This window comes from Burkholderia sp. YHN3-13 (assembly GCF_055810675.1).
In genome coordinates, this window is sequence record NZ_JBVVNQ010000001.1 from 404,211 (window position 1) to 419,393 (window position 15,183).

At 67.0% G+C, this 15,183-nt stretch carries 11 protein-coding genes and 1 pseudogene; 9 read left to right on the forward strand and 3 right to left on the reverse strand.

Features of this window, described 5'->3' with window-relative positions; genetic code table 11:
• The first annotated feature begins 83 nt into the window (after nt 1-83).
• The 4 genes from AC0KUR_RS01725 to AC0KUR_RS01740 all read left to right on the forward strand — a co-directional run bounded on the left by AC0KUR_RS01725 (nt 84) and on the right by AC0KUR_RS01740 (nt 6,265).
• Entirely contained in the window at nt 84-776 is a 693-nt protein-coding gene (locus tag AC0KUR_RS01725; protein WP_473375256.1) for a response regulator, read from the forward strand.
• Nucleotides 773-1,735: a sensor histidine kinase gene (locus tag AC0KUR_RS01730; protein ID WP_473375257.1), complete on the forward strand. Its 963-nt coding sequence runs from the start codon at nt 773-775 to the stop codon at nt 1,733-1,735. The genes AC0KUR_RS01725 and AC0KUR_RS01730 overlap by 4 nt, the downstream gene beginning before the upstream one ends.
• A 630-nt stretch (nt 1,736-2,365) precedes the next feature.
• On the forward strand, nt 2,366-4,198 hold the full coding sequence (locus AC0KUR_RS01735; RefSeq protein ID WP_034185753.1) for a S53 family peptidase: 1,833 nt from the start codon (nt 2,366-2,368) through the stop codon (nt 4,196-4,198).
• A 450-nt stretch (nt 4,199-4,648) separates the two neighbouring features.
• Nucleotides 4,649-6,265 (forward strand): DUF3300 domain-containing protein, encoded by a 1,617-nt coding sequence (locus tag AC0KUR_RS01740; RefSeq protein WP_473375258.1) that lies wholly within the window; start codon nt 4,649-4,651, stop codon nt 6,263-6,265.
• 51 nt (nt 6,266-6,316) lie between these two features.
• Here the strand turns inward: AC0KUR_RS01740 and AC0KUR_RS01745 are convergent, their stop codons facing one another.
• Nucleotides 6,317-6,496, reverse strand: a complete 180-nt coding sequence (locus AC0KUR_RS01745; protein WP_059558398.1) for a hypothetical protein — start codon at nt 6,494-6,496, stop codon at nt 6,317-6,319.
• Between AC0KUR_RS01745 and AC0KUR_RS01750 the strand changes: the two are divergent.
• Nucleotides 6,473-6,886, forward strand: a pseudogene (locus tag AC0KUR_RS01750) (MocR-like pyridoxine biosynthesis transcription factor PdxR); the annotation flags it as partial. The gene AC0KUR_RS01745 and the pseudogene AC0KUR_RS01750 sit on opposite strands and share 24 nt — an antisense overlap.
• A gap of 7 nt (nt 6,887-6,893) precedes the next feature.
• On the opposite strand, the gene AC0KUR_RS01755 reads toward AC0KUR_RS01750, so the two are convergent.
• Nucleotides 6,894-8,444: a phospholipase D-like domain-containing protein gene (locus AC0KUR_RS01755; protein ID WP_473375259.1), complete on the reverse strand. Its 1,551-nt coding sequence runs from the start codon at nt 8,442-8,444 to the stop codon at nt 6,894-6,896.
• A 202-nt stretch (nt 8,445-8,646) separates the two neighbouring features.
• Nucleotides 8,647-9,432, reverse strand: coding sequence for an AraC family transcriptional regulator (locus AC0KUR_RS01760; protein ID WP_034185749.1), 786 nt, complete (start codon nt 9,430-9,432; stop codon nt 8,647-8,649).
• A gap of 220 nt (nt 9,433-9,652) precedes the next feature.
• On the opposite strand from AC0KUR_RS01760, the gene AC0KUR_RS01765 reads away from it, so the two are divergent.
• Genes AC0KUR_RS01765 through fhuB form a run of 4 tightly spaced genes read left to right on the forward strand, consistent with a single transcriptional unit; the run spans nt 9,653 to nt 15,141 of the window.
• A complete protein-coding gene (locus AC0KUR_RS01765) occupies nt 9,653-11,326 on the forward strand; it encodes a cyclic peptide export ABC transporter (RefSeq protein ID WP_473375260.1) in 1,674 nt (557 codons plus the stop codon).
• A complete protein-coding gene (locus AC0KUR_RS01770; protein ID WP_124609461.1) occupies nt 11,323-12,153 on the forward strand; it encodes an ABC transporter ATP-binding protein in 831 nt (276 codons plus the stop codon). The genes AC0KUR_RS01765 and AC0KUR_RS01770 overlap by 4 nt, the downstream gene beginning before the upstream one ends.
• Nucleotides 12,150-13,124: an iron-siderophore ABC transporter substrate-binding protein gene (locus AC0KUR_RS01775; protein WP_473375261.1), complete on the forward strand. Its 975-nt coding sequence runs from the start codon at nt 12,150-12,152 to the stop codon at nt 13,122-13,124. The genes AC0KUR_RS01770 and AC0KUR_RS01775 overlap by 4 nt, the downstream gene beginning before the upstream one ends.
• Nucleotides 13,117-15,141 carry a Fe(3+)-hydroxamate ABC transporter permease FhuB gene (gene fhuB, locus AC0KUR_RS01780; RefSeq protein WP_473375262.1) on the forward strand — a complete coding sequence of 675 codons (2,025 nt, stop codon included), beginning with the start codon at nt 13,117-13,119 and terminating at the stop codon, nt 15,139-15,141. Before AC0KUR_RS01775 ends, fhuB begins: the two co-directional genes overlap by 8 nt.
• Nucleotides 15,142-15,183 lie beyond the last annotated feature (42 nt).

Genomic DNA, 15,183 nt, shown 5'->3' on the forward strand with positions numbered 1-15,183 from the left:
TCCCGCGCGGCAGCGGGACGGAACGGCGCGATCCGGCCCGGCAACGGGCTGCCCCGATTGTTCGACATCGCACGGCGAACCCCATGACGAATTCCCTGATACTGATTGCAGAAGACGAACCCGATATCTCCGACATCCTCGATGCATACCTGACGCACGACGGCTTTCGCACCTACCGCGTCGCCGACGGGCAAGCGGTGCTCGACGTACAGCCGCACCTGAAGCCCGACCTGATCCTGCTCGACGTGAAGATGCCGCGGGAAAACGGCTGGAACGTGCTCACCGAGCTGCGGCGGCGCGGCAACACGCCCGTCGTCGTCCTCACCGCGTTCGACCGCGACCTCGACCGGCTGCAGGCGCTGCACGCCGGCGCGGACGACTACATCGTCAAGCCGTTCAACCCGGCCGAAGTCGTCGCGCGGCTGCGCGCGATCCTGCGCCGGTCGGCCGCGCCACCGGCGGCACTCATGTTGCGCGTCGGCGACCTGGAGATCGACACCGACAGCTATCTGGCCCGCGTGCGGACGGATTCCGCCGAGATACCGATCACGCTGACGCTGACGGAATTCCGGCTGCTCGCTCACATGGCGCGATCGCCGAGCCGCGTGTTCACGCGCGGCGAACTGCTCGATGCGTGCATGGCCGACGCGAGCGCGCTGGAGCGCACGGTCGACAGCCACATCTGCCGGCTGCGCAAGAAGCTCGAACAGGCCGGCGCACCGGGCATGCCCGAAGTGATGCGCGGTGTCGGCTACCGGCTGCGGGGCCTGCAGTGACGTTGCCGGCGAAGCCCGGCCGGCAAATCGGACAGGCGATCGGCCTGGGCGCAATCGTCGCCGTGCTGACCGCCTGCACCGTTGCCTTCCTGCTTTACGCGTCACGTCACCCGGCGGCATTTCCGCACGATGCAGCGGCCGGCACGATGATCGGCAGCGCGTCCACTTACCTGATGCTCGCGACGGTGCTGTTCGTGTGCCTGCTGGCCGCCGCGTTCGACCTGTTCCGGCAGATGCGCCGTACGCTCGCGGCACTCGACGCGATGGCCGCCGACACCGCCCGCATCGCCGCCGGCGACCGGTCGGCGCGTGCGATTTCCCGCGACGGCTGCATCTCCGGCCTGTCGCGCTTCATCGAGGACTTCAATGCGATGACCCATCAACTGAAACATCTCCGGGCACTCGAAACCCGGCTCGAAGCCATCAAGGGGCTCGTCGACGAAGCCGACGCATCGTCAAGCGACGCGCTGCTTCACCATGTCGACGACCTGTTCCGGTTCGTCGACGACCTTCAGGTTGCCGAACGGCCGGAGGGGTTGACGCTCGACCTGTGCTCGACGGCGCTCGACCGCGAAATCGCCGGTGCCATCGATTCGGTCCGCGAAGCGTTTCGTGAAGCGGGGTTCGTCATCGACCTGACGACCGACGCAACCGTCGTGACCTGCGACGGCGCGCGCATCCGGCAGGCCGTTCTCGCGCTGCTCGACGACATGCGGTGCCATTCCGCGCCGGCCACGCTGAAGCTCTTCGTCGAAGATCGCGCCGCGGGCGCCGTCGTCCGGATCGAAGACGAAGGTTCGCGACGATTCGTCGAATCCGGGCTCGGCGTGTTCGTCGCGCGCGCGATCGTCCAGGCGCACGGCGGGCAGTTGCGCCATCTCGCCTCGCCCCGCGGCAATGCCGTTCTCGAATTCGACCTCCAGCGACACCCGCCGGCCATTCGAGCATTTCCTCGATAGCAACCGGCCATTACGAAACGAATCGGAAATGATCGACGAATCGATTCCGGCATTACCTTTATTTTCGGCTTCGATCATTACAAAATGCCGTCGATCTTTTCAAAATCATTGCGCTTTATTCGGTTTAATTTTGTTTCATATAATCAAAAAAAGTTTGACACTGCGCTTTCGTTCTTGATAACTTCCGATGCAAGCAATCTGACGGATTGCTCACCACGCAATCGATTCCGCTCTACGTTTTTTCGCTTCCGCCGCACCGCAGTGCTCGCCGCCGGCTGATCTTCTCGCACACCGGCGCATGCAATATCCCGATGCATCTCATTGGACGGCTGTCATCCGGCAGCGGGCCGAAGGATCGAATCAAATGAGCAGGACAACGAAACTGTTGCTCTAGCAATCCCGCCTGCATCCAGTCCGGCGCGGCTGCCTCGCAGCGCGACGCAGCCCTCCCGTTATCGCGTTTTCCGTATTTCGCCCCCGGAGCAAACCCATCTCTCCGGATCGGGTGAAAGGCCCTGTCGCGTCCGTGCCATCCGCACGCATGCGGCAGCAAGCGGCGGTGCACGATCCGCACCGCTGTCGACCGTTGTTGTTCGTGCCGTTCGATGTTCAACCGGAGGGGTAATTCAAATGAATCAGGTTGCAGACAAGAAACACAAGCACATTCGCATCGTCAAGCTCGCACTCGCCGCCGCGGCATTCGCTTCGTTCGGCATGGCGACCGCCCATGCCGCACCGGCGGCAGGCTGGACGGAAACCCGCACCAAGGGATTCCTGCCGCTCGTGCAGCAGAGCGAAGCCGGTACCGCCGGCGCGCCCGCCGCGAGCACGGCCGCCGCCGCCGCGTCGGCCATCGAGATGGCGCCCGGCGAATCGGTCGACATCGTGCTCGGCTTGAACCTGCGCAACGAGGCGCAACTCGACCAGTACCTGCGCGATCTGCATACGCCCGGCTCGCCGCACTACAGGCAGTTCCTCACGCCGGCGCAGTTCGCCGCGCAATATGCGCCGACCGACCAGCAGGTCGCGTCCGTCGTCGCGCACCTGCGCAAGGAAGGTTTCGTGAACATCGTGGTCGCGCCGAACCGCCTGCTGGTATCCGCGTCCGGCACCGCGGCGACCGTCAAGTCCGCATTCCGCACGACACTCAAGCGCTTCACGCGCAACGGCCGCAGCGTCTATGCGAATACCGATGCCGCGCAAGTGCCGAACGCGATCGGCAACATCGTGGGTGCGGTGCTCGGGCTGCAGAACGTCGAGCTGATGCATACCGGTGCGGGCAGCAAGCCGCAAGGCAACACCAGCAACCTGACGATTCCGGCCGGCGCGTCGGCGGTGCCGCACAACCCGACCGAGTTCTCGTCGATCTACGGCGGCGACGGCGTGCCGAACGCGTCGCAAACCACCGTCGGCGTCATCTCCGAAGGCGACCTGTCGCAGACGGTGAGCGACCTCAATACGTTCGCGGCGAACAACGGCCTCGGCACGATCGCAAGCGCCATCGTGAAGACCGGCCCGTCCGGCAGTTCGTACACCGACACCGACGGCACCGTCGAATGGAACCTCGACAGCCAGTCGATCGTCGGCTCGGCAGGCGGTGCCGTGAAGCAGGTCGTGTTCTACGTGGCGCCGTCGATGACGCTCACTGCGATCACCGCCGCCTACAACAAGGCCGTGACCGACAACGTCGCGAAGGTGATCAACGTGTCGCTCGGCGTGTGCGAATCGTCCGCCAACAGCACGGGCTCGCAGGCCACCGACGACACCATCTTCAAGCAGGCGGTCGCGCAGGGGCAGACCTTCTCCGTGTCGGCCGGCGACCACGGCGCGTACGAATGCGCGAGCGGCACGCCGTCGCGCTCGACCTACACGGTGAGCGAACCGGCCACGTCGCCGTACGTGATCGCCGTAGGCGGCACGACGCTGTTCACGAATACGTCGACCAACGCGTACAACAGCGAGATCGTCTGGAACGATCCGAGCTGGCAGCCGGGCACGGTGTGGTCGACGGGCGGCGGGTACAGCAAGTACGAGGCCGCGCCTACGTGGCAGTCGTCGACCCTGACCGGCTCGACCAAGCGCGCGCTGCCCGACGTCGGCTTCGACGCCGACCTGCGCACCGGCGCGATTCTCGTCGTGAACGGCCAGACCTCCGACACGCTGTGGGGCTCGGGCTACCTGAACAACGAAGGCGGCACGAGCCTCGCCGCGCCGATCTTCACGGGCATCTGGGCGCGGCTGCAGTCGGCCAACAACAATGCGCTCGGCTTCCCCGCGTCGAGCATCTACAAGTACTTCCCGTCCAACGCGGCGTTGCTGCACGACGTCACGTCCGGCAACAACGGCAGCGGCACGTACGGCTACAAGGCGAAGGCCGGCTGGGACGCGACGACGGGCTTCGGCAGCGTGAACATCTCGAAGCTGAATACATTCATCCAGAGCACGTCGGACTTCGCACGCTGATGCGCCGATGACCGACGCGGTTCCGCGTGCGCGTCGTTGCGCGCGCCCCGGACCGCACGCAACCGCGTAAAGCCCGCGACAGGTGCAAGCCGTCGCGGGTTTTCTGCATTCCGCGTCAGCTCGCGAAGCGGCATCGGGCAGGACGATACGCGCGCCGACCTTGCAATCGTTGCGCCAGCAACTTTCAGGTTCCTTACCCGCCGGGTGGCCGCCCGCTTACGGACCGCAAGGTACACACTGTTACACAACGCTGCGACAACTTCCGCGCGTGTCGTGCGTTTAACCGAATATGACGATTCGTCGCGGGACTTCCATCATGCGAACACGATCTTGCCGCCTGCGCCGGCCGCTGCCGCCGGCGCAGGCGCGGACGATCGCGGCACGGTGCTCAAGCCGATCGCGCAGCCCGCGTGCCTGCCAACGCTGCCTCCACACCGAACGGACAACAACATGAACAACACACGTGCACACCGCCCCGTCAGGACGTTGATCGCTTCGTCCCTCATCGTGTCGCTGCTCGGCCTGTCGGCCTGCAACAAGAACGGCGACGGCAGCCCCGCCGCACCGGCGAGCGACGCGAGCGCGGCCGCGGCCGCGCAGCCGGCCTCGACACCCGTTGCCTACACGCCGCCGAGCGCCGACCAGCTCTACCAGATGGTCGCGCCGATCGCGCTGTTCCCCGACAAGCTCGTCGCGCTGGTGCTGGCGGGTGCGACGTATCCGGACCAGGTGAGCGCCGCGAACAATTGGGTCACGCAGAATCCGGCATTGAAGGGGCAGGCACTCGCGGCCGCCGCCGATGCGCAGCCGTGGGACCCGTCCGTCAAGGCGCTGACCGCCTTCCCCGCGGTGCTGTCGCAGATGGCGTCGAACCCGGTCTGGACCACGTCGCTCGGCCAGGCGTACTACAACGATCCGACCGACGTGATGAACGCGATCCAGGTGATGCGCCAGCGCGCCCAGACGTCCGGCCATCTCCGCTCGGGCGGCCAGATACGCGTCACGCAAGTCGCGCGGGCCGCACCGACCGGCTATACGCCGGCCACCGACGCGCCCGTGGGGTACGCCGGGCCGGCGATCGTGCCGCCGCCCGGGCAGGCAATCGAGATCGAGCCCGCGCAGCCGGATGTCGTGTACGTGCCGTCGTACAACCCGACCGTCGTCTACGGCGAGCCGGTATCGGCCTACCCCGGCTACGTTTACCGGCCGCCCGCATACAGCACCGGCGAAGTCGTGGCGGCCAGCGTGATCACGTTCGGCGTCGGCATCGCCGTCGGCGCCGCGATCTTCGGACACCACGACTGGGGCTGGCATGCGTGGGGCGTGAACTGGGGGGCACCGCATCCGGAAGGCCCGAGGTGGAACGGCGGGTGGCAGCGCCCGGCCGTGGTGTACAACCACACCACGTACGTGACGAAGTCGACCACCGTGATCAACAACATCACCAACATCCGCAACACGCGCATCACGAACAACTACGGCGGCAACGTCACCAACAACAACACGACGATCGAACGCAATGCCGCACAGCCGGGTGCCGAACCGATGCGCGGACAGGCCATGGCGCCGCGCGCGGGCGCAGCGCCGATGACGATGCCGCACTTCGGCGCGAACGACGCGCGCCCCGGCACGCGACCCGCGCCAGAAGCATTCGCGCAGAACCGTGCGAATGCGCCACATGCCGTGGCACCGGCGCAGCATCCGTCCGGCGCGACGCGCGAAGAGCGGCAGCAGGCGATGCAACAGGAGCGTGCAACCGCGCAGGAAAATCATGCGGCAGCACAGCAACAACAACGCGAGGAAATGCAACAGCACAACGCGGCGCAGCAACGCGAAGCGCTGCAGCAACGCAACGAAGCGCAACAACAGGAACGCGCGCAGGCCCAGCGACGCAACGAGGCTCAGCAGCAGCAGCGCAAAGAGATGCAGCCGCACGCCGAAGCGCCGCTGCAGGAACACGCGGCACCGCGCCCTCGGCAACCGGCAACCGAGCACGCGGCGGCGCCGCATCCGCACCCGCCCGAGTCCCACCCGCAGCATGAGTCGCACGAGCATCATCCGGGGTAAGTCCCGCCGACGGTAGCGCGAATGCCGCGCTGCCGTCGGGCGATCCGCCGATCAATCGGCCCAGCTCCGCACGTAGTCCGGCACGGGCACGCCGCCGTCCGCATGCACCGGTGTGCCGCGCGCCGTCTTCAGCGGCAGTATTCCGGTCCACACCGCAAACGCCAGATCCTCGTCCTTGTCGGACGGCAGCGAATCGCTGATTTTCACCGCCGCTTCGTCCATCGCGGTCATTCGGCCGATCAGCTCGCGATGACCGAATTCATCGACACCGGCCTCTTTGCACGACATCTGCGCACGATGAAGTCGCGTTATGCCGACCGGCGCAGCCGCCTCGAGGCGGCCCTCGCGCGCCACCTCGGCACCGTGTTGAGCGTGCGTGACAGCCCGGGCGGCATGCATCTGTCGGCGGATCTCGCGACGCCGCTGCACGACGCCGAAGTCGCGCGCGCCGCCTCCGCGCATGGCTTGCTGCTGCAGCCGCTGAGCAGCTATCGCGTCGGCGAGGGCCGCACGTACAACGGCTTCGTGCTCGGCTATTCCGGGCTGGACGACACGACGATCGAAACGGCGACGACGCAGTTCGCGGCCGTCATCGAACGACTCGGCCGCCCGCGCCGCTGAGCGGCGCTCACAGTTGCGATTCGATCGGAAACAACCCCAGAAACCAGACTTCCATTCGTCGCGCCGCTGAAACCTCCGGCTCGTGATCGATCTCGGTGACCTTCCCGTCCGCATCGGTCTGGATCCACTTGAGCCGCCCCTGCCCGGCCGCATCGGTGCGCGGCTCGACACGCCACGCGATCCGGTCGAGTCGCGCTTCGAGATCGTTCGCCACCTGGGACGCAATCGCCGGGCTCTCGCAGTAAACTCCGATCTCCGTATTGAGGTTCAACGAGCGCGGATCGAGATTCATCGATCCGATGAAAATGCTCGTGTGATCGAACACGTAGGTCTTTGCGTGCAGCGACGCGCGCGACGAGCCGATGATGACCTGCTTCGAAATGCTCTTGTCGCCCGACGGCCGCCGCTCGTAGAGCCGCACGCCGGCCTTCACCAGATCGCTTCGATAATGCCGGTAGCCGGCATGCACGGCCGCCACGTCGGTCGACGCAAGCGAGTTGGTCAACACCGTCACGCTCACGCCGCGCGCCGTGAGCGCCCGCAATCGTTCGACGGCCTCCTTGCCCGGCACGAAATACGGCGACACGATCAGCAGGTCGTGCCGAGGCTGCAATGCAAGCGCACGCAGCTGCGGCATCAGGTGTCCGTCGGCGTCCTTCGGCGCATGCGCGATCTTCGACGGATCGTCGTACAGCACCGTCGCGTGCCCCCACGACAGTTCCGTGCCCTGCCCATGCACGATCTGGTCGAGCCGCTGCCGGGCCTCGAGCACGTACGGATTGTCCTCCATCGCCCGCAGGTAGTCGCGCAGCCGTTCGCGCTCGCGATCGAGCCCGCCCGGCGCCGCATCGTGCCCGACCAGCGCATCGATCGGATACGCGTACGGAGAATTCCAGAACGTATCGAATTCGGTCGAGATGTCCTTCACGGCCGGACCGTGGACGACGACGTCGAGATCGCCGAACTCCAGCATCGACGATGCGCCGAAGTACTCGTCGCCGATATTGCGGCCACCGACGATCGCCACTTGGTTGTCCGCGATCATCGCCTTGTTGTGCATGCGCCGGTTGACGCGCGCGAACTCCAACACCGTGCCGATCTTCTTGAACCGGCGCGTGGCCACCGGATTGAACAACCGGATCTCGATGTTCGGATGCGAACTGATCTCGAGCAGCTTGCGGTCGTCCGCGTTCGTGCCGAGATCGTCGAGCAGCGCGCGCACGCGCACGCCACGATCGGCCGCGCGAATGACCGCATCGGCCAGTTCATGTCCGGTCAGGTCGTCGTGCCAGATGTAGTACTGAAGATCCAGCGACCGGTCGGCCCGGTCGGCCAGCAGCACGCGCGCATCCAGCGCATCGACCGGATCGGTCAGCAGATGGAACGCATCCTGCCCGGGATGGGCGCTGGCCTGCTGCTGGAACGCCGCGCCCAGGCGGGTGTGTTCCGTATCGGTGTACGCATGCGTCGGCGCGCGATCGGCCTGCGGCGGAAGGCTGGCGCACGCAACGAGCGCCAGCAACGAAAGAATCGCACCCCACGAACGCAGCATGGTCATGATGACCGTCCCCACTCCCGGCGAAGTCTGTTTTTCTGGTCGCCGGATGACTCACGGCGCGGGTCGGCCGTCCGTTGCGCGACGCGTATCGCGCACGGGCCGTGCCGCGCCACAGCATACTTCGATTGCGATCGGTACTGCACCATTTCCGTGTTTCCCGCCGGTCATGTGGCCGAACCGCCGACCGTCCGAATCATGCCGCTCAACCTGCCGCGAGATATCGCTGCGGCGATTCGCCGGTGATCCGCCGGAACATGACGATGAACGCGCTCGCGCTGCGATACCCGAGATCCTTCGCCACCTGCGCAACCGACTGGCCGAGCGCGAGGCGCGTGATCGCTTCCGCGACACGCATCTGCTGCCGCCAGGCCACGAACGTCAGCCCCGTCTCGGCATGCAGCCGGCGCGCGAGCGTACGGCCGCTGGCGCCGAATTGCTCGCCCCAGAAGTCCAGCGTGAGATCGCTCGCGGGGTCGTTCATCATGTGCTCGCACAGCTTGAGCAGGCGTTCGTCGCGTGGCAAGGGCACACCAGGCTCGGCGAGGCTCGGCGTTTCCGCGAGCACTTTCATCAGCAACGACGCGGCCAGCCCGGCGCGGCTCGTGGCCGTATAAGTATCCGCCCCGTCGACCACCGTGAGCGCGAGCTCCCGCAGCAACACCGACACGGCGATGACCGCCGGTTCTTCCCAGGACCACGGAAACACCTCGGGCTCCACATAGACGCTGCATAGCGCGGTGTCGCCCACGGCATGCAGTTCGTGATCGACGTCCGACGGCAGCCACACCGCCCGCGACGGCGGGAGTGTCCATGTGCGGGCCGGTGTGAGCACGCGGACGACGCCCTTGGCTGCAAAGACGAGCTGGCCATGACGATGCTGATGCCAGGCAACGCGTTCGCCTTGACGGTAATTCACGAGGGTGGCGGCCACTTCGCGCGGCAGCGGCACCCGCGCCAGCGGATAGCGCTTGAGCAGGAAGGCCTTCATCGGAGACGGTCGAAAGGAGGTGAGCCATGATATTTCAAATTCACCAAATTTTGTCAAAAAATCGATATCGAGTGTCTACCTTTCGGCGGCTCGAGGCATTAATCTCCTTATCCATCAATGGTCACGGCCAAATCCCGTCCGACATATTTAATACGTCTCATTCTCATGTATGAGACACGACACATGCAGCTTGCACGTCCGCACGAACCTTCCGCCACTTATGCCTCTGATTGCCTCATTGATCCGCTACTCACGCTGGCTGCTGCCGGTCGCGTTGCTCGCGAGTCTCGCGAGCGGCTTCGCGAACGCGGCGCTCGTGGCCCTCATCAATCAGGCGTTGCAAGCGTCAGGCGCACAACTGATGCACCTGGGCATGCGCTTCGTGCTGCTCGCCGCGCTGGTACTCGTGACGCGCATCGGCTCGCAGGCGCTATTCATGTATCTCGGTCAACGCGTCAAGGCGCAACTGCGCATGCAGACGATCGGCCGCATTACCGCCGCGTCGTTCCGCGATCTGGAGCGCTGCGGCGCGGCCCGCGCGATGGGCGCGCTGACCCAGGATCTCGACAGCATCGTCGTGTTCTTCGTGAGCCTGCCCTCCATGGCGATGCAGGGCGCCGTGATCGTCGGGTGTCTCGCGTACCTCGGCATGCTGTCGCTGCCGATCCTCGCGGTCGCATTGGGCGTGCTCGGGGCAGGCACGCTCGGCACGCAGCTGGTGAGCACCCGCGCGCTGCGTCATCTGCGCGCATCGCGCGACCGCGAGGACAAACTGCTGAACCGGTTTCGCGCGTTGTTCGACGGCGCCAAGGAACTCAAGCTGCATCGCGCGCGTGCGAACGCGTTCGTCGGTAGCGAGCTCGCACCGCACGTGGAGGCGGTGCGCGTGGAGCGCACGCGCGGTTATGTGCTGCACGCGCTCGCGGCAAGCTGGGGAAATTTGCTGCTGTTCGGCTTCGTCGGCCTGACGACTTTCGTGCTCGCGCATCTGTTCGGCGCCGACGCGCACGTCATGTCGGGCTACGCGCTCGTGTTCCTCTATCTGATCATGCCGGTCGAAGGGCTGCTCGCGGCGCTGCCGTCGCTCAACTCGGCACGCGTCGCGTTCGAGCGCATCGGCGAGCTCGAGGCGGCGCTGCCGGCCGAACCAGGCAATCACGCCGATTCCGCCACCGCACCGGCCCCGGCCGAGGGATTCTCGCGCATCGTGTTCGAGGGTGTCGAACATCGTTATGTGCGCGAAAGCGACGATGGCCTGTTCACGCTCGGGCCCATCGATCTGACCTTCGACGCGGGGGAACTCGTGTATCTCGTCGGCGGCAACGGCAGCGGCAAGACCACGCTCGCGAAGCTGCTCGTCGGCCTTTACGCGCCCGAGCGCGGCCGTCTGCTCGTCGACGGCGTCGCCGTGGACGACGCGACGCGCGCCGCGTATCGACAGCGTTTTTCGGTGGTCTTCAGCGATTTCCATCTGTTCGATTCGCTGCTCGGCCTGACCGGCGAACGCGAAGGGATGGCACGTACGTTGCTCGTCGCGCTGCAACTCGACCACAAGGTGCGCATCGAGCACGGCACGTTCTCCACGCTCGCCCTTTCGCAAGGTCAGCGCAAACGCCTCGCGCTGCTGGTCGCATTCCTGGAGGATCGACCGTTCTATGTCTTCGACGAATGGGCGGCCGATCAGGACCCGGCCTTCAAGGACGTGTTCTATCGCACGCTGTTGCCCGCGCTGAAGGCGAACGGCAAGACCGTGCTGGTCATCACGCACGACGATCGCTACTTCGATCTTGCCGACCGGCTCGTCAAGCTCGAGAACGGGCGAATCGCCGCGATTACCGCCGGCGCGGACCATGCGCGGCATACGGGCGGCAACGACATGGCGAGCGCGGCATGAGCCCAATCGTGCGCGACGAAGCAGCCCGCTCCGCATGCGGCAACACCGGCCCTGCCGCGACGTTCTCGCTCGAACGCGTGTCGTACGTCGCCAGCGGCCGTCCCCTGCTGCAATCGATCGATCTCGCGCTCGAACCCGCATGCGTGACCGGACTGGTCGGGCACAACGGTTCGGGCAAATCCACGCTCGTCAAATTGCTCGCTCGTCAGCTCGCCCCCACTGCCGGCACGATTCGCTACGCGGGCAAGCCGCTCGCCGGCTGGGGCGCACGCCAGTTCGCGCGTCAGGTCGCGTATTTACCGCAGCAGACGCCGCCCACCGACGGTATGACCGTGCACGAACTGGTCGCCCTCGGGCGTTATCCGTGGCATGGCGCACTCGGTCGCTTCGAGGAAGAAGACGCCGCGCACGTCGAGCGCGCGATGCGTGCAGCGGATGTGCTCCGTCACGCCGATCGTCCCGTCGACGTCCTGTCGGGCGGCGAGCGTCAGCGTGCATGGCTGGCGATGCTGGTCGCACAGGACTGCCGCTGCATGCTGCTCGACGAACCGACGTCGGCGCTCGACCTCAACCATCAGCTCTCCGTGCTCGAACTCGTGCGCACGCTCTGCGCGACGAGGGCGATGAGCGCCGTCGTCGTTCTGCACGACGTGAACATGGCCGCGCGGTTCTGCGACCGTATCGTGGCGCTGCGCGAGGGCCGTCTGCTGATGCGCGAGCGCGCCGCCGACATCATGAACCCGGTGCACCTCGAATCGATCTACGGCGTGCCGATGCGCGTGAGTGCCGATCCGGTCAGCGGGCGGCGTCTGGGGTTTCCGGCATGAACCTGCTCGTTGCGAATCCGCGCCGCCGGCAACTGCTCGTCGCGCTCACCGCGCTCGCCGGCTCAGGCCCATGGTTCTCCGCGCCATGCGTCGCTGCCGCGGTCACGCGGTTCCCGCATCGCATCGTGGTGCTCAACTGGGAACTCACGGAAACGCTGCTCGCGCTCGGGCGCGCGCCCGTCGGCATTCCATTGCCCGACTGGTATGCGAGCGGCATCGTGACGCCGCCGTTGCCGCCCGGCGTCGCCGATGTCGGCCTGCTCTATCAGCCGAACTTCGAGGTGCTGCTCGCGCTCGCGCCGGATCTCATCATCGTCACGCCGGCGCATGCCGCGTTGATGACGCCGCTGCGACGCATCGCGCCGACGCTCACGCTCGGCACATACATGAGCGCTGCACGGCCTCTCGAGGTGCTCTGCGACGAAACATCCGCGATGGGGCGCGCGATCGATGCGCCGCTACGCGCCACCGAGCTGATCGCCGCCGCGCAACGGGAATTCGCGTCGGTGGCCACCCGGATCGCGAACACCGGGGCTCACCCGGCGCGAGCCGTGATCGTCGCCGAAGCACTCGACGAGCGACATTTTCGCGTCTATGGCACGGGTAGCCTGTTCGACGACGTGCTCGCGCGCATCGGTGTCGACAATGCCGCCCATCCTCGCGACGTGGCGAGCCGAACGGTCGCCACGCCGTGGCGCACCTCCGTCACCGGTTCGGCCGCCGTCGCGCTGGAACGGCTGTTCGATGTCCCGCACGCGGACATCCTGCTGATCGGTCCGCTGCGCGCCGCCGTGCGTGCCGCGCTGAACCAGAGCCCGTTGTGGCGTGCGCTGCCTGCCGTGCGCGAGAAACGCGTCGCAGTCCTGCCGGTGATCGCGGCCTTCGGCGGACTCGTGTCGATGCACCGCTTCGCCGCGGCCGTCTCGATCGCACTGGCCACACTGGAGCAAGGCGGAGGCGGCCTTGCGTAATCTCGTGCTGGCCGGACGCATCGCGCGGACAAGCGATCGGCGCCTGGCGCTGGTCGGCGCCATGGCCGTACTCGCCGCGTGCCTCACCGCCACGGACGTGCATCGCGCACTGGCGAGCGCATCCTTGTGGCGCGCGCTCGCGGCCACCGCAGACACGCAGGACGTGGGGGCCCTGCTCGTCCACTACAGCCTGCTGCCGCGCGTCGCGATGACCCTGCTGTGCGGCGCCGCACTCGGTCTCGCGGGCGCGCTGATGCAACAGGTGCTGCGCAATCCGCTCGCGGAACCCATGACGCTCGGGGTGTTCCCCGGCGCGTATCTCACGCTGTCTGTCGCGACGATCTGGATGCCCGGCTGGTTGGCCATGGGTCGAAGCACGCTGGCGCTGGTGGGCGGCGCGGCCGCGATGCTCGTCGTGTTCGCGCTGGCATGGGCGCAACGTATGTCGCCGCTCGGCGTGATCCTCGGCGGCATGGTCGTGAACCTGTACTGCGGCGCGATCAGTCTCGCGATCTCGGTGGTGCATTTCGACCGGCTTGCAGGCTTGCAGATCTGGGGCGGCGGCGCGCTCGACCAGAACGGCTGGCAACCGACGCTGCATCTGGGCATGCAGCTCGCCGCCTGCGCGGGCGCCGCCGCACTGCTCTATCGTCCGCTGAGTCTGTTCGACGCAGGCGACACGACGGCGCGCCATCTTGGTGTCGCGGTCGGATGGGTGCGCGGCGCCGCGTTGTTCGTCGCGGTCGCGCTCACGGCGTTCGTGGTCGCCGAAGTGGGCGTCATCGGCTTCATCGGCCTGGCCGCGCCGTTGCTGGCCCGCCTGGCCGGCGCGCGGCAATTGCGCGCGCGGCTCGTGTGGTCACCGCTCACCGGCGCGGCGCTGCTGTGGCTCACCGATGAAATCGTGCGCACGGCCGCGCGGGCCGACATGTTTTCCGCGCACGTGATCGCGACCGGAAGCGCGACCGCGATCGTGGGCGTGCCGCTGCTCGTCGGGTTGCTGCCGCGTTTGCGCACGCGGCCCGATGCGCATACTGCAGCAGCCCCCCGGCATGAGCGTCGCGCGCCTCGCGCGATGGCGCTGGCGTGGGTCATGCTGCTACCGCTCGCATGCGTGCTGTCGCTGGCGGTCTCTCGCGGCCCCGCCGGCGCGAGCGTCGCCACGCTCACGCAAATCGAAAGCCTGCTGTTCTGGCGCGTACCCCACCTCGTCGCGGCGCTGGCGGCGGGCGCTCTGCTCGCCGTCGCGGGAACACTGCTGCAACGCATGAGCGCGAATCCGATGGCGAGTCCCGACGTGCTCGGCGTGGGTTCCGGCGGCATGTTCGGCATGGTTGCCGTACTGTTTCTCAGTCACCACCTTGTTCCCGCCGCACTGGTAGCAGGGTGCGTGGCCGGCACGTTCGCGACGTTGGTGCTGCTCGTCTGGTTCGGACGGCGCGCGCGATTCGCGCCCGAGCGCCTGCTGCTCGTCGGGCTGTCGATCAGTGCGCTGTTCAACGCGGTAGTCGGCGCGCTGATGTCAAGCGGCGATCCGCGGGCGGGCGTGCTCGTCGATCTGCTGATCGGATCCACCTACTACGTCGCGCCCGACATCGCCTGGAGCGTCGCGGCACTGGCGCTCCTGACGCTCGCCGTTGCACCGCTGACCGGACGCTGGCTCGCCGCTCTTGCGCTCGGCACCGACGTCGCGGCAAGCGTCGGCGTGCCCGTGGGTCGCGCGCGCTTCGCGTTGCTGCTGCTGGCGGCCATGTCAACGGCGGCGGCTACCGTGATTGTCGGGCCGTTGTCGTTCGTCGGGCTGATCGCGCCGCATATCGCTCGGTTTTCCGGTGCGCGCCGCCCCGTGCCGCAGCTTTATCTGGCCGCAACGCTCGGCGCGCTGCTGATGGTGACGGCGGACTGGCTCGGGCGGCAGATCGCTTTTCCGCAGGAAATCGCGACCGGCCTCGTCGCCACGCTGCTCGGCGGACCGTGGCTCGTCGCGCTCGTGATGCTGCGCGGGTTGCGGCGGTAATTGCGTCACGGGTCGCGGGATCGACCACGATGTCGGTCCGGA

Coding starts and splice junctions, on each gene's coding strand:
- AC0KUR_RS01770 (WP_124609461.1), top strand. CDS start 11,323: ATGAGCCCAATCGTGCGCGACGAAGCAGCCCGCTCCGCATGCGGCAAC.
- AC0KUR_RS01735 (WP_034185753.1), top strand. CDS start 2,366: ATGAATCAGGTTGCAGACAAGAAACACAAGCACATTCGCATCGTCAAG.
- AC0KUR_RS01765 (WP_473375260.1), top strand. CDS start 9,653: ATGCCTCTGATTGCCTCATTGATCCGCTACTCACGCTGGCTGCTGCCG.
- AC0KUR_RS01775 (WP_473375261.1), top strand. CDS start 12,150: ATGAACCTGCTCGTTGCGAATCCGCGCCGCCGGCAACTGCTCGTCGCG.
- AC0KUR_RS01740 (WP_473375258.1), top strand. CDS start 4,649: ATGAACAACACACGTGCACACCGCCCCGTCAGGACGTTGATCGCTTCG.
- AC0KUR_RS01755 (WP_473375259.1), bottom strand. CDS start 8,444: ATGACCATGCTGCGTTCGTGGGGTGCGATTCTTTCGTTGCTGGCGCTC.
- AC0KUR_RS01745 (WP_059558398.1), bottom strand. CDS start 6,496: ATGACCGCGATGGACGAAGCGGCGGTGAAAATCAGCGATTCGCTGCCG.
- AC0KUR_RS01760 (WP_034185749.1), bottom strand. CDS start 9,432: ATGAAGGCCTTCCTGCTCAAGCGCTATCCGCTGGCGCGGGTGCCGCTG.
- AC0KUR_RS01725 (WP_473375256.1), top strand. CDS start 84: ATGACGAATTCCCTGATACTGATTGCAGAAGACGAACCCGATATCTCC.